Here is a 20,543-nt window from a genome sequence, read left to right as displayed (position 1 = left end):
GGATGAGCTCACCCCCTTGGGGTCGTGGGGCCGGCACCGGCGCCGGCGAGTTGCTGGTACCGGGCCTCGGCCCGGCGCCGCCGTTCCGCCGTCCGCACATCGGGTGCGGGGGCGGCGAGCACGTCGCGCAGTTGTCCCGCCGCCTCACCGTCGCGGCCGACCGCGAGCAGCGCCTCGGCGTACGCCATGGGGTACCGGGTGTCGTGGGCGCCCAGCCGGGCCGCGTGCCGCAGGTGCTCCAGCGCCTCCTCGCGCCGGCCGCCCAGGGCCCGGGGCATCAGCAGATGCCAGCGGCCCAGCAGGTAACGGGCCATCAGATGGTCGGGGTGTTTCCTCAGTACCTCCTCGGCGCCGCGCCGGACGCCGCGCAGCACCGCGGGGCGCAGTACGGCCGGGGCGTCCAGGGCGCGCAGTCCCGTGAGCCGGGCCGCGAGCACGCGGGCGTCGGCGGCCACCGGGTCGTCGGGCCGGGCGAACCTGTCCGGATCGGTGCGGCGGGCCAGGGTGAGCAGGAGGCGCGCCTGCCGCACGCGCCGCCCGGCGGGCAGGGTGTCGGTGCGGCTGAGCATGGTCTCGGTGACCGTCTCGGCACGCCGGACCAGTTCGAGGGAGGCCTGGCGGATCCGCGCCGGGCCGGGTGCGGTGCGCGCCGTCTCCACGAGGGGCTCCAGCGCTTCGCGCGCCGCCTTCACCAGGGCCTTGACCCGCTGGGGCCTGGACAGTGCGGTGTCGTCGGGCAGTGCGGGGCCGAAGACGACGCGGACCTTGGCGCGGCGGGGCAGATTGGCCCCCTTGGGCAGGACGTGCTGTGCTCCCCACATCGCCACCGGTATGACGGGCACACCGGCCCGGACCGCGAAGCGGAAGGCACCGTCCTTGAAGGGCAGCAGGGGCCAGCCGGTCCCGCGGGTGCCCTCGGGGTAGACCACGAGGGCGCCGGAGCCCGCGAAGACGCCGTCCACCGCGGCCAGCAGTTCCTTGCCGGGGCGGTCCCGGTCGACCGGGATGCCGCCCATGCCGTGCGTCCACCGGCCGCGTACCGGGTGGACGAAGGCCTCGGCCTTCGTGAGATAGGAGGTACGGGTGTCCCGCAGCGCTTCGAGTACGGCGTCCAGGACGAGGTGGTCGGCGAAACTGCTGTGGTTGGCGACCAGGACGAACGGCTGGTCGGCCGGCAGGTGCCGGACCCCCTCCACTCCGGCGAGGAACCGGTGCGTGACCGCGGGACGGGTGACCGCGTTCGACGCACCGGCCATCCACCGGGGGATACGGCTCACTTCACCTGCTCGGTGCGGGCGGCGGCGTACTCCCGGAGCTTTTCGATGCTGGTCAGGACCAGGCCCTCGCGGCGGGCGAACTGGACGAGCTGGGGGAGGCGGGCCATCGTCCCGTCCTCAAGGATGATCTCCACGATGACGCCGGCGGGCGCGAGGCCGGCGAACCGGGCGAGGTCGACGGCCGCCTCGGTGTGGCCGGGCCGCTCCAGGACGCCGCCCGGACGGGCGACCAGGGGGAAGATGTGGCCCGGCCGGCGCAGGTCCTGGCCGGTGCCGTTCAGCATGAGCTCGATCGTCCTGGCCCGGTCGGGGGCCGATATGCCGGTGGTGACGCCGTGCTCCGGGCCGCCGTCGACGCTGACGGTGAACGCGGTGCCGTGGTGGTCCTCGTTGCGCTCGACCATCGGGGGCAGGCTGAGCTTCGCGGCCTGCTCCTCGGTCACCGAGACGCAGACCAGACCGCGGCCGTGGGTGATCATGTAGTTGATGGCCGCGGCGTCGGCGTACTCCGCCGCCACGATCAGGTCTCCCTCGTTCTCCCTGTCCTCGTCGTCCACCACGACGATGAGCTCCCCGCGTGCGATGGCGGCCACGGCCGCCGCCGCGTCGTCGAGAACGATCGGGGCGTCGAGTGCGACGGGAGCGTCTTCAAGGATCTGCGCGGTCATGTCGGTTCCTTTGCTTGACGTGGGCTTGAGCTGTGGGGTCGTGCACCGGTCAAGAAGTCGATGGCGCGACATCGATGGTTTGTCATCGATGTCTCAACACCGATGCCTCATCATGCATGTCTCAGCATCGTTGTCGCAACACCATTCTGGGAGTCCTCGAAAGTGGTAGCCGCCCTTCCGGATGGACCGAGACAAGCCACGCGGGCCGGAAAAGGCGTATATCGATGACGTAGCATTGAATGATGTGGCATGGATGCTGCATCATCGAGAAATGACGTGATCACCCGCTCGTTCACAGCCGTCCACCGACAGCACGCCCACAGCACCCCCTGGAGCCGCCATGTCCAGCCCTCCGACCGCCGCGGACACGACCTTGAGCCACGCGCCCGCCACGGCCGAGCCACCCGCGCACGACTCGGAACTGCGCTATCTCCTGCTGGCCGCGCAGCGCGAGGGGGCCCGGCAGATGACCGCACAGCTCAGGCCCTTCAACCTGACGCCGGCCCAGGCGGAGATCCTGCTGGTACTGGCCGAGCGCGCCCCGCTCACGCTCGCCGAGGTGGGCCGCCTGATCGTGTGCGAGAGCGGGAGCCCCAGCCGTATCGTCGACACCCTCACCAAGCGCAGCCTGATCGACCGCGAGCCGGGTCAGGTGGACCGCCGGGTCGTCTATCTGCGGCTGACTCCGCGGGGGCAGGAACTCATCCCCGTACTGCGCGGCATCGACACCCGGACCGACGCGATGATCACCGACTGTCTGAGCCTGGAGGAACAGGCGGTCATGACCCGCGGCCTGCGCCGGATCCTCGGCGGCACCCCCAGCGGGACGGCCCTGGCGGCCCGCTTCGAGTACGAGAAGTAGCCGGCCGGCACCGGGTACGAGAAGTAGCCGACCGGCCGGTGCGGGGGTCGGTCGCCGCGGCGTCAGGGCCGCGGCGGCGCCCCGCCGGGCAGGCCGCGCACGAAAAAGACCGCCGCCCCGTACGAAGGATTCGTACGGGGCGGCGGTCATGCGCGGATCACTCCCCGGCGCGGGAACGCCCTACCGCAGGAACGAGTTGATCTCGATCGTCTCGTCGCGGCCCGGGCCCACGCCGATGGCGGAGATCGGGGCGCCGGACATGTCCTCCAGCGCCTTCACGTACGCCTGGGCGTTCTTCGGGAGGTCGGCGAAGGTCTTGGCCTTCGTGATGTCCTCCGACCAGCCGGGCAGGTTCTCGTAGATCGGCTTCGCGTGGTGGAAGTCGGTCTGCGAGTAGGGCAGCTCCTCGACGCGCTTGCCGTCGATCTCGTACGCGACACAGACCGGGATCTCGTCCCAGCCGGTGAGGACGTCGAGCTTGGTGAGGAAGAAGTCCGTCAGGCCGTTGACGCGCGTCGCGTACCGGGCGATCGGCGCGTCGAACCAGCCGCAGCGCCGGTCGCGGCCGGTGGTGACCCCGCGCTCGCCGCCGATGCGGCGCAGCGCCTCGCCGTCCTCGTCGAGCAGCTCGGTCGGGAACGGACCCGCGCCGACCCGGGTCGTGTACGCCTTCAGGATGCCGATGACCCGGCTGATCTTCGTCGGTCCGACACCCGAACCCGTGCAGGCGCCGCCCGCGGTGGGGTTCGACGACGTCACGAAGGGATACGTGCCGTGGTCGATGTCCAGCAGCGTGCCCTGGCCGCCCTCGAAGAGGACCACCTTGTCGTCGTCGAGCGCCTTGTTGAGCACCAGGACGGTGTCGGCGACGTACGGGCGCAGCTTCTCCGCGTAGGTCAGCAGTTCCTCGACGATCTGGTCGGTCTCGATCGCGCGGCGGTTGAAGACCTTGGTGAGGAGCTGGTTCTTGCCGTCGAGGGCCGCCTCGACCTTCTGCGTCAGGATCGACTCGTCGTACAGGTCCTGGACGCGGATACCGACGCGGTTGATCTTGTCGGCGTAGGTCGGGCCGATGCCCCGGCCGGTGGTGCCGATCTTCCGCTTGCCGAGGAAGCGTTCCGTCACCTTGTCCACCGTCACGTTGTACGGCGTGATGATGTGCGCGTTTCCGCTGATGAGGAGCTTGGACGTGTCGACGCCTCGCTCGTTCAGTCCGTTCAGCTCGGAGAACAGGACCGACGGGTCGACAACGACTCCGTTACCGATGACCGGGGTGCACCCCGGCGAGAGGATTCCGGAAGGGAGGAGGTGGAGGGCGTACTTCTGATCGCCCACGACTACCGTATGGCCGGCGTTGTTGCCGCCTTGGTAGCGCACCACATAGTCCACGGAACCACCGAGCAGGTCGGTGGCCTTTCCCTTGCCTTCGTCACCCCACTGAGCACCGAGCAGCACAAGTGCGGGCACGCGCGTACACCCCTTCCGGGCGGGGCATGTCCAAGGTCGGGGACGTACGCGGCTGTATCTGGTACGGCTGCGTACGCCGGCGACCACCTTTGGCCGCGACCGTCGGACCGGATGCCCCGGAATAGACGAAGCCCCTGGCGCAATAGCGCAAGGGGCTCTTGCACAAAGATGCTACCCGAGGAAGCGAGGCATGACCGAGGTGGCGACTTCCGACCAGCTCCTGGTGGTCATCGACCCGGTCGCCCGTCACGGTGACGGTGAGGCGGTACGGATCGCAAAAGACGTGCTCAGCGCGGGTGCGACGGCAAAAGTGTGCCTCCCCGACGGGCCCGAGGAATTCGATCGGGCCCTGGCCCGGAGAGGGTCGCGGCGGCCCGTCGTGATCGGGGACGACCGGGCGCTGCTGCGTGCCGTGTCCCTTTTGCACCGGCGGCGCGAGCTGGCCGGATGTGCACTGTCGCTGGTGCCGGTGGGCGTCGGCGCCGGAGCGCTGACGCTCTCGCGGGCCCTCGGCGTGCCCATGGGTGCCGTGGCGGCGGCGCGGGCCGTGCTCGACGGGTCCGAACGACGGCTCGATCTTCTGGTGGACGACAGTGACGGGGTGGTGCTGGGGGCTCTGCGGATTCCGCCGCTGGGCGGGGGCGAGGGCTCCTCGGAGGAGGAGGCTCCGCATCACCGGGCCCACTGGCTGCGGACCTGCCAGTCCCTCGTCCGCACGCTCGCCGCCCGGCCCGCCCGGCCGCCGGCGTCCGCCTCCCCCGGGCCCGCCCGGCTGCGCGTCGAGGTCGACGGGCGGACCCTCATCGACCTGGACCAGCCCGTGGACGCCGTGTCGATCACTCCGGGCGGTGCGGGGGGTGGTGCGCGGATCGAGATCCGGCCCGTCTCCGTCGGCGCGGAGGCCGCGCCGCTGGAGGCCGTGGCGCGGACGATCACCGTGTCGGGGGCGGATTTCCGGTATCGGGCGGATGCGGTGGTGGCGGGCCCGGTCCGCACCCGGACGTGGACCGTCCGGGAGGGGGCTTGGGGGTTGACGTTGCCGGGGTGACGACTGGTTTTTCGCCCCCGCCGCCCCTACCCGTTCCCGTCAACGACTCGGGGGCCAGCCCCCGAACCCCCGGTCCTCAAACGCCGGACGGGCTGATTTTCAGCCCGTCCGGCGTTTGAGGACGAGCGCGAAGCGCGATCAAGGGGGGCGAGGGGGCGCAGCCCCCATGCGTGGACGGGAACGGGTAGGGGCGGCGGGGGCGAGAAAAGTCGTCAGCCGTCACCGAAGTGGCGTTCCCGATGGACCCGCCACCGATCCATCATCGCCGCCACCTCCCCATCCACGAACTCGAAGAACGCAAGCGTCTCAGCCAACCGCCGCCCCGCCGGACTCCCCCCGCCAAGACTGTCCACACCCTCCCGCAGAGCCCGCTCCCACCCTTTGAGAACCGCCTCACGATTGGTGAGCGCCTCGTACCACTGGTTGCTGTGCACCCGGTACCGCTCGCGCCGCGACCCGGGCTCACGCTCGCGCGAGACCATGTGCTGCTGCGCGAGATAGCGCACCGCCCCGGACACGGCGGCCGGACTGATCCGCAGTTGTTCGCCCAGCTCGGCGGAGGTCAACGTCCCGGAGTCGGAGGAGAGCAGCGCGGCGAACACCCGGGCCGGCATCCGCTGCATCCCGGCCTCGACGAGCTGGGCGGCGAACCTCTCGACGAACTTCGAGACCGCCTCGTCGTCCCGTGCCGCGCCCGGTTCCGCCATTCCGTGTTCCTCTCCCGAACTCCGCCTTCACCTTCGCCCTCACCAGGGGCCGATCCTATCCGCCATTCATACGCTTCCTTAACTTCACAAGTTTGTGAAATAAGCGTACGTTCTGAAGCATGACGAAGGCAATCACCGTCTCCGGACTGCACAAGTCGTTCGGCGGCACGCACGCCCTGGACGGTCTCGACCTCGACGTCGAGACCGGCGAGGTGCACGGCTTCCTCGGCCCCAACGGCGCGGGCAAGTCCACCACCATCCGCGTCCTGCTGGGCCTGCTGCGCGCCGACTCGGGCACCGCGCGCCTGCTGGGCCGCGACCCGTGGGCCGACGCGGTGGAACTGCACCGCCGGATCGCGTACGTCCCCGGTGACGTGACCCTCTGGCGGAACCTGTCCGGCGGCGAGGTCATCGACCTGTACGGGCGGCTGCGCGGCGGCCTGGACCAGGTCCGCCGCGCCGAGCTGATCCAGCGCTTCGAACTGGACCCCACGAAGAAGGGCCGCACCTACTCCAAGGGCAACCGGCAGAAGGTCGCCCTCGTCGCCGCCTTCGCCTCGGACGTCGACCTGCTGATCCTCGACGAGCCCACGTCGGGCCTGGACCCGCTGATGGAGGAAGTCTTCCAGCGGTGCGTCGAGGAGGAACGCGACCGGGGCCGCACCATCCTGCTGTCCTCCCACATCCTCAGCGAGGTCGAGGAGCTGTGCGACCGGGTCAGCATCATCCGCAAGGGCGTCACGGTCGAGACCGGTTCGCTCGCCGATCTGCGACACCTCACCCGCACCGTCGTCACCGCCGAACTCGCCGGTCCCCCCGACGGACTGGCCGCCCTGCCCGGCGTCCACCATCTCGACATCCAGGGCGCCCGGGTCAGGCTCCAGGTGGACAGCGACAAACTGAACGCCGTACTGCGCTCACTCACCCGGTCCGGCGTACGGTCCCTGACCTCCACACCGCCCACCCTGGAGGAACTCTTCCTGCGCCACTACCAGGAGGACGTGCAGGCGCAGGCGCAGACTCGGACGAAGGCGGCGTCCCGATGACCGCCGTGACCCCGACCGCCGGGCCCACCGTCGTACGGGGCGGGGGTTCGCGCCCACTGGCGGGCACCTGTCCCCTGCTGCGGCTCGCACTGCGCCGGGACCGCGTGGTGATCCCCCTCTGGGTGGGCGTCGTCGCCCTGATGGTGGTCTCCATGCCGGGCTCCCTGAAGAGCGTGTACTCCACGGCCGCCGAACGCGCCGACCTCGCCCACCAGATGCTCACCAACAGCTCCCTGCGCGCCATGTACGGGCCGGTGTTCGGCGACTCGCTCGGCGCTCTCGCGGCCTGGCGCATCGGCGCGTACGCGGGGGTGTTCGCCGGGATCATGAGCCTGATCGTCGTCGTACGGCACACCCGGGACGAGGAGGAGAGCGGCCGGCAGGAGATGGTCTCGGCGGGCATGGTGGGCCGCCGCGCCCCGCTGACCGCCGCGCTCCTGGCCGCCCTCGTCGCGAACGCGGCCCTCGCCCTGCTCATCACCGCCGGCCTCGCCGGGCAGGGCCCGTCGGGCGCCCTGGCGCTGGGGCTCGCCACGGCCGGGGTCGGCATGGTCTTCGCGACGGCGGCGGCGGTCGTCGCCCAGCTCACGGAGAGCGCACGGCTCGCGAAGGGGCTGACGGGAGGCCTGCTGGGCGCGGCGTTCGCCCTGCGGGCCGCCGGTGACTCCTCGGTGAGCGACGGCTCGTCCGTGCTGACCTGGCTGTCCCCCGTCGGCTGGCTGGAGAACCTGCGTCCCTTCGCGCACGAACGCTGGTGGGTCCTGCTGCTCTTCGCCGCCGCCGTCACGCTCCAGGCCGCGACCGCCTACGAACTGGCCGGGCGCCGCGACGTCGGCATGAGCTTCCTGCCGACCCGGCCCGGCCCCGCCGCCGGCCGCCTCGGCACGGCGGGCGCACTCGCCTGGCGACTCCAGCGCGGCAGCGTACTGGGCTGGAGTCTCGGCTTCCTCGCCGCCGGAGCCGCCTTCGGCGGGGTGACGAAGGGGGCGACGGACCTGGTCGGCGACAACGAGCGGACCCGCCAGATCATCGAGCGCATGGGCGGGCAGTCCGGCATCACCGACGCGTTCCTCGCCACGATGGTCGGCATGCTCGGCATGGTCGCCGCGCTGTACGTCGTCCAGTCCGTACTGCGGCTGCACGGCGAGGAGACCTCCCAGCGCGCCGAACCGGTCCTCGCGGGCGCGGTGGGCCGCCTGCGCTGGGCCGGCGGCCACCTGCTGATCGCCTTCGGCGGAGCGGTGCTCATCATGCTCCTGGGCGGCCTCGGCCTGACCGCCGGCTACGGGCAGTCGCCGGGCCCCGTCCTGGGCGCCTGCCTGGTCCAACTCCCCGCCATCTGGACCATCGGCGCCCTCGCGGTCCTCCTGTACGGGGTGTCTCCGCAGGTGGCTCCGGCCGCGTGGGCGGTGGCCGGCACCGCGCTGCTCCTGGGCTGGATCGGCCCCGCCCTGGACCTCCCCGCCCCGGTCCTGGACCTCTCGCCCTTCGGCCACCTGCCGAAACTCCCCGGCGGCGAGATGACCTGGACACCGGTGCTGACCCTCACGGCGATCGCCGCGGCCCTGCTGGCGACCGGCCTGGCGGCCTTCAGACGCCGCGACCTGACGACGGGCTGAGGCGCCGGCCGACCCACGTTCTCAGGGGCGCGGGGAACTGCGCGACCGGCCCCCACCGGGCCCGCAGACGAAAGCGACACCCGTCAGACCTCCACGAGCAGCCCCTCCAACCCCCGGATGACGAAGTTCGGCTTCCGCGCAGGCTCGGCCGCGAGCTGCAGCGAAGGAGCCTGCTCCAGCAACGCCCCCATGGACGCCGCGAGTTCGATCCGGGCGAGCGGCGCCCCGATGCAGTAGTGGATACCCGCGCTGAAGGAGATGTGCGGGTTCTCCGCTCGGGACAGATCGAGCGTTTCCGGCTCGGCGAACACCGCCGGGTCGTGGTTGGCCGCTCCGAAGAGCAACGCCACCTCGCTCCCCCGCGGAATCACCGTCCCGTCGATCTCGATCTCGTCCAGCACCCACCGCTCGAACAGCTGCAGCGGGGTGTCGTACCGCATCAGCTCCTCCACCGCCGTACCCACCAGCCCCCGGTCCGCGCGCAGCGCCGCCAGCTGCTCCGGGTGCCGGAACAGTGCCCACCAGCCGTTCACCGTGGCGTTCACCGTCGCCTCGTGGCCCGCGTTCAGCAGGAGGACGCACGTCGAGATCATCTCCTGCTCACTGAGCCGGTCCCCCTCGTCGTACGCCGCGATCAGCCCCGAGATCAGGTCGTCCCCGGGCTCCTTGCGCCGTACCGCGATCAGCTCCCGCAGGAACTCCGTGAACTCGACCGAGGCCCGTACCGCCTTCCGGGCCGTCTCCTTCGACGGACTCAGCTCGTACATCCCGCAGATGTCCGCCGACCAGGGCCGCAGCTGCGCCCGCTCGGACTCCGGGATGCCCAGCATCTCCGCGATCACCGCCACCGGGAGGGGCTCGGCGACGACCGTCAGCAGGTCTCCGCCGCCCGCGGCGACCAGCTCGCCCACCAGGTCGGACGCCAGCCGGTCCACATACGGCCGCAGCCGCTCGACCGTGCGCGGGGTGAACGCCTTCGACACCAGCCGCCTGATCCTCGTGTGGTCCGGCGGTTCCAGGTCGAGCATGCCGTGGTCGTTCAGCACGTGGAACGGCTCGTGCTCGGGCGGGGGCGGCGTCCGTCCGAAGTCCTCGTGCGTGAAGCGGTGCTGGTAGGTGCGGCCCAGCCTGCGGTCCCTCAGCAGCGTCGACACGTCCGCGTGGTGGGGTACCAGCCACTGGTTGGTGGGCTCGTAGTAGTGGACCCTGCCGTGGGCGCGGAGGTCCGCGTACGCGGGGTACGGGTCCGCCAGGAAGGTCTGGTCCCAGGGGTCGAAGGACTTCGGGGGGTTGATTGCTGCCATGTCCGGACGCTAGCCGGTCGTGTCCCTGTCTGGACAGGGCCTGCCCTCTTGAACTGGGGGTTCGCTCCTCCTGGGGTCGATTTCGGCTGCGGGCCGGTGGGGCCGGTGGGGCCGGGCGCGCAGTTCCCCGTGTCCCCGAAAGACAACCGATTGCGCCGTTCCCCGCGCCCCTGAAGTCGATTTCGGCTGCGGGTCCGGTGGGGGTTGCTCGCGCAGTTCCCCGCGCCCCTAAAGGCAGAAGACTGCGCCGTTCCCCGCGCCCCTGGAGGGCTGCGCCCCCCAAGGGGGTCAGCCCGGGGTTACCAGGCGGGCCTCGTAGGCGAAGACCGCTGCTTGGGTTCGGTCTCTCAGGCCCAGTTTCACCAGGATGCGGCTCACGTGGGTCTTGATGGTGGATTCGGCCACGACCAGGCGGCCCGCTATCTCCGCGTTGGACAGGCCCTGGGCGATGAGGACCAGCACCTCGGTCTCGCGGTCGGTCAGGTCGCCGTGTGCCGCGTGCGTGGCCGCCGAGTAGCGGGGCTCCTCGGACAGCTTCGAGAACTCCGTGATCAGCCGCTTCGTCACCGAGGGCGCCAGCAGTGCCTCGCCGGCCGCCACCACCCGTACCCCGTCCGCGAGCTGCCGGGCCGAGGCGTCCTTCAGGAGGAAGCCCGACGCCCCGGCACGCAGCGCCTGGTACACGTACTCGTCGAGGTCGAACGTCGTCAGCACCAGCACCTTCGCCGCGCCGTCCGCCGCCACGATCTCGCGCGTCGCCTCGATGCCGTTCATCTCGGGCATCCGGATGTCCATCAGGACGACGTCCGGGGCGAGCTCCCTGACCCGGTCGACCGCTTCCCTGCCGTTGACCGCCTCGCCCACGACCTCGATGTCCGGCATCGCGCCGAGCAGCACCGAGAACCCTTCGCGGACCATCATCTGGTCGTCGGCGACCAGTACCCGAATGGTCATGCCGTGTCCTCCGTCGACGCCGCCGACGAGACCGGCAGGAAGACCGCCACCTCGTAGCCCCCGTCGTCCGTCGCCTCCGCCGTCATCTCCCCGTCCAGCATCGACACCCTCTCCCGCATACCCGTGATGCCGTGCCCGGCGCCCGGTGACGGCTTGACCAGTCCGGTCGCCGGACCGTTCACCATCCGCAGCCCGAGCCCGCCGAGCACATAGCTGACCTCCACCTTGGCCGACGCGCCCGGCGCGTGCCGCAGGCTGTTGCTCAGCGCCTCCTGGACTATTCGGTAGGCGGACAGCTCGACGCCCTGCGGAAGCTCCCGCACCGCACCGGTGACCGTGCTGTCCACTCTCAGGCCGGCGTCGCGCACGTTCTCCAGGAGGCGGTCGAGGTCCGCGAGCTTGGGTTGCGGGGCGTCCGGGGCCTCATAGTCCTCGGCCCGGACGACGCCCAGGACCCGGCGCAGCTCGGAGAGCGCTATGACCGCGTTCTCCCTGATCACCTTGAAGGCGTACTCCAGCTCCGGCGGGGGGTTCTCCACGCGGTAGGGCGCGGCCTCCGCCTGGATGGCGACCACCGACATGTGGTGGGCGACCACGTCGTGCAGCTCGCGGGCGATCGTCGTGCGCTCTTCGAGCAGGGTGCGCTTGGAGCGCTCGTGCGCGGTCACCGTCTGCTGGGCGGTCACCTTCTGCACGGCCTCGCGGCGCACGTGCCACACCGTGACGACCAGCAGGGCCAACGCGCTCACGAACAGGAAGGACATCGTGTTCATGTGGTAGTGGCCGCTGCGGAAGAAGCCCTGCATGACGAAGCCGTAGGTCGCGGTCAGCGTCCACATCCAGGCCGCCGTACGGGGCCTGGTCCGCATCGCCACGACCGTGAGAACGACCAGCTGGGTCGCGAAGGCGCCGGGTGCCCAGGGCCAGTCGCTGTCCCACCAGCTCATGTACTGGGCCGTGACCGGTGCCACCACCAGGGAGGACCAGAAGGCGACGACCGGCCTGAGCAGGGTCAGCAGGACCGCGCCCATCCCCATGAGGCCGGTCAGGAACTGCACGAGATCGCCGCCGCCGTTGGCCGCGAGGGAGATGAGCAGCGTCATCAGACCCGCCAGCACCACCAGGGCGTGCGGGAGCAGGGTGACCTTCTCCCTGATGCTCGGTGGCAGGCTCCGGGTGACCGGGCCGTCCGTCCGCATCCTCGGAAGCGGACGGACGGCGAAGGCGTCGTGGAACAGGTCCTGCCACAGTCCCCGCGACACGTCCATCGCGAGCTGGAACTCGGGACTGCGCGCCCGGCGGCCGCGTGGCTGTGTGATCTGCGTCTGGGTCGTCTCGGTCATGTACAAAACGTAGGCCGAGGCGGGTGCGGTGGTCGTCACCAGTGAGACGGGTTCTGCGACCTCCCTCTCAGGTACTACGGGTATCCCGGGCGGCTCAGTAGCCGGTGGGGCGCACCAGCCCGCACTCGTACGCGAACACCGCCGCCTGCGTACGGTCCCGCAGCCCCAGCTTCACCAGGATGCGGCCCACATGGGTCTTCACGGTCTGCTCGGCGACGAAGAGCCGCTCGGCGATCTCCGCGTTCGACAGGCCCTGCGCGATGAGGGCGAGGACCTCCGTCTCGCGCTCGGTCAGCTCGCCGACGCGCTGCTTGAGCGGGGCCCGGGGCGCGGAGCCCAGCCGGGAGAACTCGGCGATGAGACGACGGGTGATCCCCGGCGCGAGCAGCGCGTCACCGGCGGCCACGATCCTGATCGCCTCCGCCAGCTGATCGGCCGACGCGTCCTTGAGCAGGAACCCGGAGGCGCCCGCCCGCAGCGCGTCGTACACGTACTCGTCGAGGTCGAAGGTGGTCAGCACCAGGACTCTGATCTGCGGAGTCTCGCCGGTGATGCGGCGGGTGGCCTCGATGCCGCCCAGCTCGGGCATGCGGATGTCCATCAGGACGACGTCCGGGGCGAGTTCGGCGACCTTCGCGATGGCGTCCAGGCCGTCGACCGCCTGACCGACCACCTCGATGTCGGGCCGGGTGTTGAGCAGCACCGTGAAGCCCTGCCGGACCATCTGCTGATCGTCGGCGATGAGTACGCGGATGGTGCCGCTCGTCATGAGGTGTCTCCAGTGCGGTTCTTGGGACCTGGGGGTCTGCCGGTACGAGTGCCGTTGGCGTTGCCACTGCCGTTGCCGTTGCCGTTGCCGTGGGGGAGTCCTTCGGAAGCGTCGGTGCCGGCGCGGGGGAGGAACGCCGCCACCGTGAAACCGCCGCAGGAGGTCTCCATGGCCATGAGCGTGCCACCGAGCATCACGGCCCGCTCCCGCATCCCCAGCAGACCGTGTCCCGCGCCCGGCGAGGGCGGGGCGGGCCTCCTCGGCGCGGAGTTGACGACCCGGATCTGCAGACCGCGCGGAAAGTGCGTGAGCTCCACCCGCACCATGGAACCCGGCGCGTGCCGCAGCGCGTTGCTCAGCGCCTCCTGGACGATCCGGTACGCGGACAGCTCCACGCCGGGCGCCAGCGGAAGCACCTCGCCGTCGATCTCCGTGGTCACCGTCAGCCCGGCGGCGCGGGTGTTCTCGACCAGGGCTTCGAGGCGGTCGAGAGTGGGCTGCGGGGCGTGGGGGGCGGCGCCGGTGCCGGGTGCGCCGAGCCCGTACGGGTCGCCGGGGTTCTCCGAACGCAGCACTCCGAGGACCCTGCGCAGTTCGGTGAGCGCCTCCAGGGCGTTCTGCCGGATGCCGTCGAGGTTCTCCCTCAGTTCGTCGGAGGGGTTCTCCACCAGGTGCGGGGCGACCTGGGCCTGGATGGAGATGACCGACATGTGGTGGGCGACCACGTCGTGCAGCTCGCGGGCTATACGGCTGCGCTCCTCCAGAAGCGTGCGCCGGGAACGCTCCTCGGCCGTCAGGGACTCCTGCTCCACGAGCTGGGTGCGGGCCTCCCGGCTGCCGCGCAGGGCGGTGCCGAGGAGGACGGCGACCACGAAGACGGTGACCGAGGTGACACCCGTCGCGGTGTACGGCCCGCCTCCGACGACCCCCTCGACGAAGAACGTCGTCAGCCCTGTCAGGGCCAGCGCCCCTATCGCCACGTAGGTGGACATCCGCAGCGAGAGGAAGAACAGGACGAGCACGTGCGCGGTGATCGCGGGCACGCTCCAGGGCCAGTTGGGGCCCGGCGGCGCGGTGCCCACCAGGTGCGCCCGCGCCATCACCGCGGCCACGACGGTCCCGGCGAGCGACAGCCACCAGGCCGGGACGGGCCGCCACAGGGCGAGTACGAGCGCCACGCCCTGGGCGAATCCGGCCAGCACTCCCAGCTCCACGCCCAGCCGGTAGCCGTTGCTCATGGCATCGGTGCCGGTGAGTGCGACGCCGAGGGCGATGACGGAGACGACCACGTGCGGCAGCCAACGGAGCCTGCGAGGGCGGGACAGTGGCAGCAGCGGGGCGGGGGCGCCGTCCCAGAGGCCTGTGCGGACGGCACCGAGGAAGCCGGCCAGGAAGCCCAGGACGAGCGTCCGTGCGCGAGCGGCGCGGGACGGGCGGGGCGAGCGGGCGGAGCGGGGCGAGCGGGCAGCGTCCGCGGTGCCTTCGACGTACTCGCCGTCTTCGCCGTACTCGGAGTGCTCGGCGTACTCGGAGTGCTTCCGGTGAGTGGGCTCGTGTGTGGTGGGGCGGGTGTCCGGGGGCGGTGCGGAAGGGGTGCCGTTCTCTGCCTGGGCATCGTCCACGCGGTCAACTCTAGGCACGGCGGGCCTCCTTCCCTCCCGCTGCGCGGCGGTGAGTACGGACGACACGTGACGGCCGGTGGGCGGGCCCGGCACGTCGGTGACCCTGTTCGCAGGAGTGGAAGGCGGCCCGACAGACCGCGAGCGCCAGGGCGAAGACCGGGAGCCAGGCCAGCCGGAACGCCACCCAGGTGACGTCGTCGGGCCGGGTGTGCAGGCCGGGGAGACGGCCCATGAGGAGGCCGGTCGCGGTGACCGACATCAGGGCCGTCTGGTGCCACAGGAAGACCGTCATCGCGGAGAGGTTGACGAACGCCACGCCCGCCCAGAGCACGGGCCGCCGCATCGCCCGCCGCAGCGGCTCCCGCAGGAGCAGGGCGAGACCGCACTGGGCCGTGCCGAAGACGACGGCGGCCAGGGTCGGCGGGTCGAGGTTGGAGATCCTGGCGCCGGGGACGCCGACCATCGACGCCGGATAGCCGCCCCACGCGACCAGCGCCGCGGTCGTCGCCGCGCCGAGCGTGAGCAGCACCCAGCCCGAGCGCCGGGTCAGTTCGCCCCGGGTCCAGGCCGCGCCCAGGGTGAACGGCACCAGCCAGCCCGCCGCCACGTTCACCCAGCCCAGCCAGGGCGGGCCGCCGAAGCCGAACCGGACGAGGTCCACATGGAGGACGACGGCCAGCGGCCACAGCGGGTTGACCCGGGTCACCAGCGGGGTCAGCGCCGTCAGCCCGGCGAGGACCAGCAGGAACCACAGCGGTGACAGGGCCAGCTTCAGCAGGGCGTGGACGGTGCCCATGTCCGCGCCCGTCAGGAGCAGTCCGACCACGGCCACCGCCCACAGGCCGAGCACGGCGGCCACCGGTTTGAAGAGGCGCGTGAGTCGCGTACCCAGCCATCGTCCGTACGTCGTGCCGCGCGCCCGTGCCGACGCGTAGCTCCTGGTCGCCAGGTGGCCGCCCACCAGGAAGAACACGGCCAGCGTCTGGAAGGCCCACGAGACGGGGGCGAGCCATGGCATGGGGGCGAGGGGGCTCGACGTGTGGAGGGTGCCGCCGTCGGCCACCAGGGCGGTGACGAGCCAGTGGCCCAGCACGACGCCGAGTATCGCGAGGGCGCGCAGGGCGTCGACGCCGCGGTCCCGGCGGGCGGGGGTCGCCGCGTCGATCCGTTCGGCGGCCGTGGCGAGGGCACCCTTACGCACGGGTCACCTCCGATGTGCGGCCGAGCACTATCCGGGCGAGGTTGTCCAAGGACTCCGAGCCCGGCCTGAAGTAGTCGCTGTGGCCGCCGTCGCCCGCCGCGAACACCCGGGCGCCGAACGCCGGGGACACCGGGTCCGTGCCGTATCCGACCGTCGTGCCGAAGAGGTCGGCCAGGCCGTGCGGGACGTCCGCGATCCAGTCGTCCGCGCCGCGGCCGGCCCAGACCCGGGCCGTCGTACGGAGGTCCGCGGCGGACTCCACGCCGGTGCCCGGGCTGCCGAACAACACGAGGTCGGAGATGTCCGGTCCGCTCGCCGCGCGGGCGCCCACGGCCGTCCCGTACGAGTGGCAGAGCAGGGAGACGCGGGCTCGGCCGTTCAGCTCCCTCAACTCGGCTATGAACGAGCGCAGTTCGGGGGCCGCGTCCGCCGCCCGGCCCGTGGTGAGGATCTCGGGGCTGATCGTGCCGGGTGTCTCGTAGCCGAGCCAGGCGACGACCGCGGCGCGTGTGCCGAGCCGTCGGTGCAGGGTCTGGGCGCCTTCGCGGAAGCGCTCGTAGGTGTCCAGTGTGGTGTCCGAGCCCGGTACCAGGACCGCCACGCGGTCGGTCTTCGCCAGGTCGCCGAAGACCTCTACGGCGCGGCCGGGGCCTCGGGCGTCGAAGGCGAGGTAGTGACGTTCCGGGTCGGCCATGGCGTGGACGGCGGACGCGCGGTCACGCGCGCCGTGGGCGGCGGCCATGCGGGACGCCTCGGCGGCGTTCGCCCGGTTCGCCGCGTACGCCCTGTCCAGGGTGGTCGGGGTGACCGTTCCGATGTGGGCCGGGGCGGGCGCCGGTATGTCCGGGTGCGCGGTCGCGGCGGAGATCGGGGCGACGACGGCGGCTGTGATCAGTGTGGCGAGCAGGCCTCGGCGTAGGCGGGGGCGTGGGTGTGGGTGTGGGCGTAGGCGGGGGTGGCGTGGCTGGTTCGACGACTGTGGCTCGTGCGTTCTTGTCCACCATGCCATGGCCCGTCCCCGTCCTCGTCTCTGTCCCTGTCCGGTGCGTTGGCCCGTCGGGCCTCGCTGATAGGGAAGTTACGAATTCGGGTGCGTAGTCGGCGTCCCGCTGGGGGGCTCAACTGGGGCGTGGCTCTCAGGTATTACGGGTATCACCGGGGGCGGATTCGGGGTGTCTGCCTGTCGGTGGGCGGGGGTTGTGACTTCGTCTGCGGCGGCGTGGGGGCTGGGTGCGCAGTTCCCCGCGCCCCTTCAGGTTGGCCGGGGCGCGGGCGGCTCTCGGAGAGGTGGCCCCTTCCGGCCTGGACAGAACCGTGCGTATTCGTCTGCGGCGCCGTGCGGGCTGGGCGCGCCGTTCCCCGCGCCCCTTCGGGTTGGTCGGGGCGCGGGCGGCTCTTGGAGAGGCTCCCCCATCCGGTCCTGGACAGAACCGTGCGTATTCGTCTGCGGCGCCGTTTGGGCCGGGCGCGCCGTTCCCCGCGCCCCTTCGGGTTGGTCGGGGCGCGGGCGGCTCTTGGAGAGGCTCCCCCATCCGGTCCTGGACAGAACCGTGCGTATTCGTCTGCGGCGCCGTTTGGGCCGGGCGCGCCGTTCCCCGCGCCCCTTTGGTTGGCCGGGGCGCGGGCAGTTCTTGGAGTGGGGCTGGGACTGATGTGGCTGTCTTACCAGGCCAGTTGGGCGATTTCCTCTGCCACCACCGCGCACGCGTCCGCCGTCGGGTCGATCAGGGGGAAGTGGCCTACCTCCTCCAGGAGCGTCAGGCCCACCACCTCGCCCGCCTTTGCCGCCGCGTCCGCGTACGACTCGGCCACCGCCTGTGGCACGACGGTGTCCGTTCGGCCCTGGACCAGGGTCGTGGCGATGCCCGTCGGGAGGAGCAGGGCCGGGTCGGCGTACGGCTGACGTTCCTCGAACTTGGTCGATCCGCCGAGGAGTTGGAGTGACGCTCCGGAGCACACGTCCAGCTTCTCCGCGATCGTGAAGTCGGCGATCGGGGCCAGGGCGACGACTCCGCGCAGCGGGGCCGGCCGCTCCAGGTACCAGGGCGCGTCGGTCGGCAGCAGGTGGCGGGCGGCCGCCCAGAGCGCCAGCTGACCGCCGGCCGAGTGACCGGTGACCACCGTGCGGCGCACATCGGCCCCCGGCAGTGCCTCCCGTACGAGAGCCGGCATCGCGTCCAGCGCCGCCGCCACGTCGTCGAAGGTCTCGGGCCACCGCCCCGCCACCGGACCCGTACCGCCCTGCGCCGGGATCGTGCCGCCGCGCCGGTACTCGACGTTGGCCACGGCGAAGCCCCGCCTGGCCAGGAAGTCCGCGAACGGGGTGATGTGCCGCCGGTCGTACGGGGCACGCCAGGCACCGCCGTGCAGGACGACGACGAGCGGGGCCGACTCCTCGCCGCCGCGCGGTGCGTAGAAGTCGACGACCTGGTCGGGGTGGTCGCCGTACGCGGCGGTGGCGTCGGGGTCGACGGGCGGATGGGAGAAGGCCGACTCCTCCTCCGCGGCGTCGCGGGCGTCGTCCGGCATGCTCCAAGCCTCTCAGCGGTGCGGTGTCCGTTCCCCGGCCCGTGAGCTCTCGGAGCTTGCGGTCAACGTGCTCCGGGGCGCGGGTCGTTGGCGGGACGGTATCAGGCCGGTGACGTGCGCCTACACACCGCCGTCACGCTCGGTGAAGGGTAAACGGTGCTGGTGTTTCGTTACGCTGGTGGAGTACCACCGCAGTGCCACCGCAGTGCCACCGCAGTGCCACCGCAGTGCCACCGCAGTATCGCCGGAGTGCCGCCGGAGTGCCGTCCCCGCGGCGTCCGGCCCGGGCCGGCCCACCACCGCGCCTGATCGCTAAGGAGTTCCTCTCATGACCGCCGCGTCCGCCGACGAACCCGAGAACGAGAGCGAGCCCGAGCCCGGGACCGTCCGGCCCGGAGGGCGTACCGCTCGGGTTCGTACAGCCGTGTTGCGCGTCGCCGGGGACGTGCTGGCCGAGCAGGGGTTCGCCCATCTCGATCTGGCGGACGTGGCCCGGCGCGCGGGCGTCGGGAAGACGACCGTGTACCGGCGCTGGGGCTCGGTCACCGGGCTCGTCGCCGACCTGCTCGGTGACATGGCCGAGCAGTCGCTCCCCCGTACCGAGACGGGTTCCGTGCTCGGGGATCTGCGGGCCAACGCCGCGCTGGTGTGCCGGACGCTCGCCGATCCGCGGCAGGGGGCGTTGTTCCGGGCGGTGATCGCCGCGGCGGCGTGCGACGCGCGTACGGCGGAGGCGTTGCGACGGTTCTACGAGGTACGGGTCGCCGAGTGGGCGCCCTGTGTCGAACAAGGGGTCGCGCGCGGGGAGTTGCCTGTGGGGACCGATGCGGGGGAGGTCGTGCGGGCTGTTTCGGCGCCGTTGTACTACGCGTTGCTCACGTCGGGGGTGGTGCCGGACGAGGACGCCGGGGAGCGGGCCGCGGCGGCGGCGGTTGTCGCTGCGCGGGGTGGGGTGTTCGTGGCGTAGGGCGGCCTCGGGGAACACGTGTCCGGTGCCGCGACGCGTCGACCGCCTGTCGTTGAACGACCCGTTGCCGGCAGGCGGCCCGCAGCGTGGACCGGCCGGCCCCGTGCCCCGCGGGGCGCGAGGCTCGGGGTCGGCCATGTGCAGTGGGTCAGGACAGAGGGTGCAGCCAGTGGGCCTCCAGTTCCCCCTCGACCAGGCCCGCGATGGCGGCGAAGTACGTCTGCATGAACGGCTGCGAGACGTGCGCCAGCAGGTGGGCGCCGGAGGACCAGCGCTCGTAGAAGGCGAAGGCGCCCGGCTGGTCCGGTGTGGTGTGCACCACGTACTGCTCGCATCCGTCCTCCTTGCGGGTGAGGCCGATGATCGCCTGGATCTCGCCCAGCATCCGGCCCTCCTCGCCCGCCTTGGCCCGGGCGTATCCATAGACCGCGACCGGCGCGTCCGAGGCGAGGACGGCGGCGGGGATGAGGCCGTCGGGTGTGGTGTCGTCGGGCGTGGTGTTGTCAGTGCTCATGAGGTCCTGCTCCGTCGTGATCGGTTCCGCCGGTGTTGATGGCCGGCGGTCGGAGTGTAAAAGTTGACGTTGACGTCAGAGGCAAGTCGTCTGACGAACCCACGAACCCTGGGACGGACCGCCAGCGACCGGGACCCGGCGGCATGGGGAGCAGAGAGAGCAGAGGGAGCGACGGAATGCGTATCGGCGAGGTGGCATCGGCTGCGGGAGTGAGCACGCGGGCGCTGCGCTACTACGAGCAGCAACAGCTCATCGTGTCGAGCCGCAGCGCGGGCGGGCAGCGCCTCTACGCCCCGGACACGGTCGAGCGCGTGCGGTGGATCCAGCTCCTCTACGCTGCCGGGCTGAGCAGCCGGACGATCGTGGAGTTCCTGCCGTGCGTGCACACCGGTATCGCCGGCCCGGAGATGATCACCCGACTCCGCGCGGAGCGGGACCGCCTCGACGAGCACATGCGGGACCTTGCCGCCACGCGGGCCCGACTGGACTCTGTCCTCGCCGCCGCCGAGTTCGGCGCGACACGGGTGGCCGACGAGGCCCCGGAGGTCGCGGAAGCCACGGAAGCCACGGAGGTCTGAAGCCCGACCTGCACGCGTCGGCCTCGCCCCGGCACCCAGGCCGAAGCCGAGGCCGGTGCTGAAGCCGG

At 71.7% G+C, this 20,543-nt stretch carries 19 protein-coding genes; 6 read left to right on the top strand and 13 right to left on the bottom strand.

Features of this window, described 5'->3' with window-relative positions; all coding sequences use genetic code 11:
- Nucleotides 1-8 precede the first annotated feature (8 nt).
- Together J8N05_RS07695 and ribB are read right to left on the bottom strand one after the other, a co-directional pair.
- Nucleotides 9-1,277 carry a 1-acyl-sn-glycerol-3-phosphate acyltransferase gene (locus J8N05_RS07695; RefSeq protein ID WP_210881702.1) on the bottom strand — a complete coding sequence of 423 codons (1,269 nt, stop codon included), beginning with the start codon at nt 1,275-1,277 and terminating at the stop codon, nt 9-11.
- The gene (gene ribB / locus J8N05_RS07690) at nt 1,274-1,945 is read right to left on the bottom strand and encodes a 3,4-dihydroxy-2-butanone-4-phosphate synthase (protein WP_210881701.1); all 672 of its coding nucleotides are present in this window, start codon (nt 1,943-1,945) and stop codon (nt 1,274-1,276) included. Before ribB ends, J8N05_RS07695 begins: the two co-directional genes overlap by 4 nt.
- 340 nt (nt 1,946-2,285) lie before the next feature.
- Between ribB and J8N05_RS07685 the strand changes: the two genes are divergently transcribed.
- The gene (locus tag J8N05_RS07685; RefSeq protein ID WP_210881700.1) at nt 2,286-2,807 is read left to right on the top strand and encodes a MarR family winged helix-turn-helix transcriptional regulator; all 522 of its coding nucleotides are present in this window, start codon (nt 2,286-2,288) and stop codon (nt 2,805-2,807) included.
- 180 nt (nt 2,808-2,987) lie between these two features.
- On the opposite strand, the gene J8N05_RS07680 is transcribed toward J8N05_RS07685, so the two are convergent.
- On the bottom strand, nt 2,988-4,274 hold the full coding sequence (locus tag J8N05_RS07680; RefSeq protein ID WP_210881699.1) for an adenylosuccinate synthase: 1,287 nt from the start codon (nt 4,272-4,274) through the stop codon (nt 2,988-2,990).
- A gap of 190 nt (nt 4,275-4,464) precedes the next feature.
- On the opposite strand from J8N05_RS07680, the gene J8N05_RS07675 reads away from it, so the two are divergent.
- Entirely contained in the window at nt 4,465-5,322 is an 858-nt protein-coding gene (locus J8N05_RS07675) for a diacylglycerol kinase family protein (RefSeq protein WP_210881698.1), read from the top strand.
- Nucleotides 5,323-5,534: 212 nt separating this feature from the next.
- Here the strand turns inward: J8N05_RS07675 and J8N05_RS07670 are convergent, their stop codons facing one another.
- Entirely contained in the window at nt 5,535-6,029 is a 495-nt protein-coding gene (locus tag J8N05_RS07670) for a GbsR/MarR family transcriptional regulator (RefSeq protein WP_210881697.1), read from the bottom strand.
- 119 nt (nt 6,030-6,148) lie between these two features.
- On the opposite strand from J8N05_RS07670, the gene J8N05_RS07665 reads away from it, so the two are divergent.
- Together J8N05_RS07665 and J8N05_RS07660 are read left to right on the top strand one after the other, a co-directional pair.
- Entirely contained in the window at nt 6,149-7,075 is a 927-nt protein-coding gene (locus J8N05_RS07665) for an ABC transporter ATP-binding protein (RefSeq protein WP_210881696.1), read from the top strand.
- Nucleotides 7,072-8,694, top strand: a complete 1,623-nt coding sequence (locus J8N05_RS07660; RefSeq protein ID WP_210881695.1) for an ABC transporter permease — start codon at nt 7,072-7,074, stop codon at nt 8,692-8,694. The genes J8N05_RS07665 and J8N05_RS07660 overlap by 4 nt, the downstream gene beginning before the upstream one ends.
- Before the next feature lie 83 nt (nt 8,695-8,777).
- On the opposite strand, the gene J8N05_RS07655 is transcribed toward J8N05_RS07660, so the two are convergent.
- From J8N05_RS07655 to J8N05_RS07620, 8 genes are all read right to left on the bottom strand, one after another.
- The gene (locus tag J8N05_RS07655) at nt 8,778-9,998 is read right to left on the bottom strand and encodes a cytochrome P450 (RefSeq protein ID WP_210881694.1); all 1,221 of its coding nucleotides are present in this window, start codon (nt 9,996-9,998) and stop codon (nt 8,778-8,780) included.
- Nucleotides 9,999-10,286: 288 nt separating this feature from the next.
- Entirely contained in the window at nt 10,287-10,952 is a 666-nt protein-coding gene (locus J8N05_RS07650) for a response regulator (protein ID WP_210881693.1), read from the bottom strand.
- The gene (locus tag J8N05_RS07645; RefSeq protein WP_210881692.1) at nt 10,949-12,295 is read right to left on the bottom strand and encodes a sensor histidine kinase; all 1,347 of its coding nucleotides are present in this window, start codon (nt 12,293-12,295) and stop codon (nt 10,949-10,951) included. The genes J8N05_RS07650 and J8N05_RS07645 overlap by 4 nt, the downstream gene beginning before the upstream one ends.
- Nucleotides 12,296-12,389: 94 nt before the next feature.
- Complete coding sequence (locus J8N05_RS07640; protein ID WP_210881691.1) at nt 12,390-13,064, bottom strand: response regulator; 675 nt, start codon at nt 13,062-13,064, stop codon at nt 12,390-12,392.
- Nucleotides 13,061-14,464, bottom strand: coding sequence for a histidine kinase (locus J8N05_RS07635; RefSeq protein WP_407699964.1), 1,404 nt, complete (start codon nt 14,462-14,464; stop codon nt 13,061-13,063). Before J8N05_RS07635 ends, J8N05_RS07640 begins: the two co-directional genes overlap by 4 nt.
- Before the next feature lie 232 nt (nt 14,465-14,696).
- Complete coding sequence (locus J8N05_RS07630) at nt 14,697-15,887, bottom strand: acyltransferase family protein (RefSeq protein ID WP_210881690.1); 1,191 nt, start codon at nt 15,885-15,887, stop codon at nt 14,697-14,699.
- Nucleotides 15,880-16,896, bottom strand: coding sequence for an alpha/beta hydrolase (locus J8N05_RS07625; protein ID WP_210881689.1), 1,017 nt, complete (start codon nt 16,894-16,896; stop codon nt 15,880-15,882). Before J8N05_RS07625 ends, J8N05_RS07630 begins: the two co-directional genes overlap by 8 nt.
- A gap of 653 nt (nt 16,897-17,549) precedes the next feature.
- On the bottom strand, nt 17,550-18,416 hold the full coding sequence (locus J8N05_RS07620; protein ID WP_210881688.1) for an alpha/beta hydrolase: 867 nt from the start codon (nt 18,414-18,416) through the stop codon (nt 17,550-17,552).
- A 328-nt stretch (nt 18,417-18,744) separates the two neighbouring features.
- On the opposite strand from J8N05_RS07620, the gene J8N05_RS07615 reads away from it, so the two are divergent.
- Nucleotides 18,745-19,383, top strand: a complete 639-nt coding sequence (locus J8N05_RS07615; protein ID WP_210881687.1) for a TetR/AcrR family transcriptional regulator — start codon at nt 18,745-18,747, stop codon at nt 19,381-19,383.
- 148 nt (nt 19,384-19,531) lie between these two features.
- On the opposite strand, the gene J8N05_RS07610 is transcribed toward J8N05_RS07615, so the two are convergent.
- Complete coding sequence (locus J8N05_RS07610) at nt 19,532-19,897, bottom strand: putative quinol monooxygenase (protein WP_210881686.1); 366 nt, start codon at nt 19,895-19,897, stop codon at nt 19,532-19,534.
- Between the two features lie 176 nt (nt 19,898-20,073).
- Here J8N05_RS07610 and J8N05_RS07605 point away from each other — a divergent pair, with 176 nt between their 5' ends.
- Nucleotides 20,074-20,475, top strand: coding sequence for a MerR family transcriptional regulator (locus tag J8N05_RS07605; protein WP_247706186.1), 402 nt, complete (start codon nt 20,074-20,076; stop codon nt 20,473-20,475).
- The last annotated feature ends 68 nt before the right edge of the window (nt 20,476-20,543 follow it).

It is taken from the genome of Streptomyces liliiviolaceus (genome assembly GCF_018070025.1).
In the GTDB taxonomy this organism is placed as follows: Bacteria; Actinomycetota; Actinomycetes; order Streptomycetales; family Streptomycetaceae; genus Streptomyces; species Streptomyces liliiviolaceus.
Note: the sequence above shows the minus strand (reverse complement) of the source record. Positions and strands in the feature narration are given on the sequence as shown.

Coding starts and splice junctions, on each gene's coding strand:
- J8N05_RS07650 (WP_210881693.1), bottom strand. CDS start 10,952: ATGACCATTCGGGTACTGGTCGCCGACGACCAGATGATGGTCCGCGAA.
- J8N05_RS07645 (WP_210881692.1), bottom strand. CDS start 12,295: ATGACCGAGACGACCCAGACGCAGATCACACAGCCACGCGGCCGCCGG.
- ribB (WP_210881701.1), bottom strand. CDS start 1,945: ATGACCGCGCAGATCCTTGAAGACGCTCCCGTCGCACTCGACGCCCCG.
- J8N05_RS07655 (WP_210881694.1), bottom strand. CDS start 9,998: ATGGCAGCAATCAACCCCCCGAAGTCCTTCGACCCCTGGGACCAGACC.
- J8N05_RS07615 (WP_210881687.1), top strand. CDS start 18,745: ATGACCGCCGCGTCCGCCGACGAACCCGAGAACGAGAGCGAGCCCGAG.
- J8N05_RS07605 (WP_247706186.1), top strand. CDS start 20,074: ATGCGTATCGGCGAGGTGGCATCGGCTGCGGGAGTGAGCACGCGGGCG.
- J8N05_RS07670 (WP_210881697.1), bottom strand. CDS start 6,029: ATGGCGGAACCGGGCGCGGCACGGGACGACGAGGCGGTCTCGAAGTTC.
- J8N05_RS07610 (WP_210881686.1), bottom strand. CDS start 19,897: ATGAGCACTGACAACACCACGCCCGACGACACCACACCCGACGGCCTC.
- J8N05_RS07685 (WP_210881700.1), top strand. CDS start 2,286: ATGTCCAGCCCTCCGACCGCCGCGGACACGACCTTGAGCCACGCGCCC.
- J8N05_RS07665 (WP_210881696.1), top strand. CDS start 6,149: ATGACGAAGGCAATCACCGTCTCCGGACTGCACAAGTCGTTCGGCGGC.
- J8N05_RS07660 (WP_210881695.1), top strand. CDS start 7,072: ATGACCGCCGTGACCCCGACCGCCGGGCCCACCGTCGTACGGGGCGGG.
- J8N05_RS07675 (WP_210881698.1), top strand. CDS start 4,465: ATGACCGAGGTGGCGACTTCCGACCAGCTCCTGGTGGTCATCGACCCG.
- J8N05_RS07640 (WP_210881691.1), bottom strand. CDS start 13,064: ATGACGAGCGGCACCATCCGCGTACTCATCGCCGACGATCAGCAGATG.
- J8N05_RS07625 (WP_210881689.1), bottom strand. CDS start 16,896: ATGGCATGGTGGACAAGAACGCACGAGCCACAGTCGTCGAACCAGCCA.
- J8N05_RS07620 (WP_210881688.1), bottom strand. CDS start 18,416: ATGCCGGACGACGCCCGCGACGCCGCGGAGGAGGAGTCGGCCTTCTCC.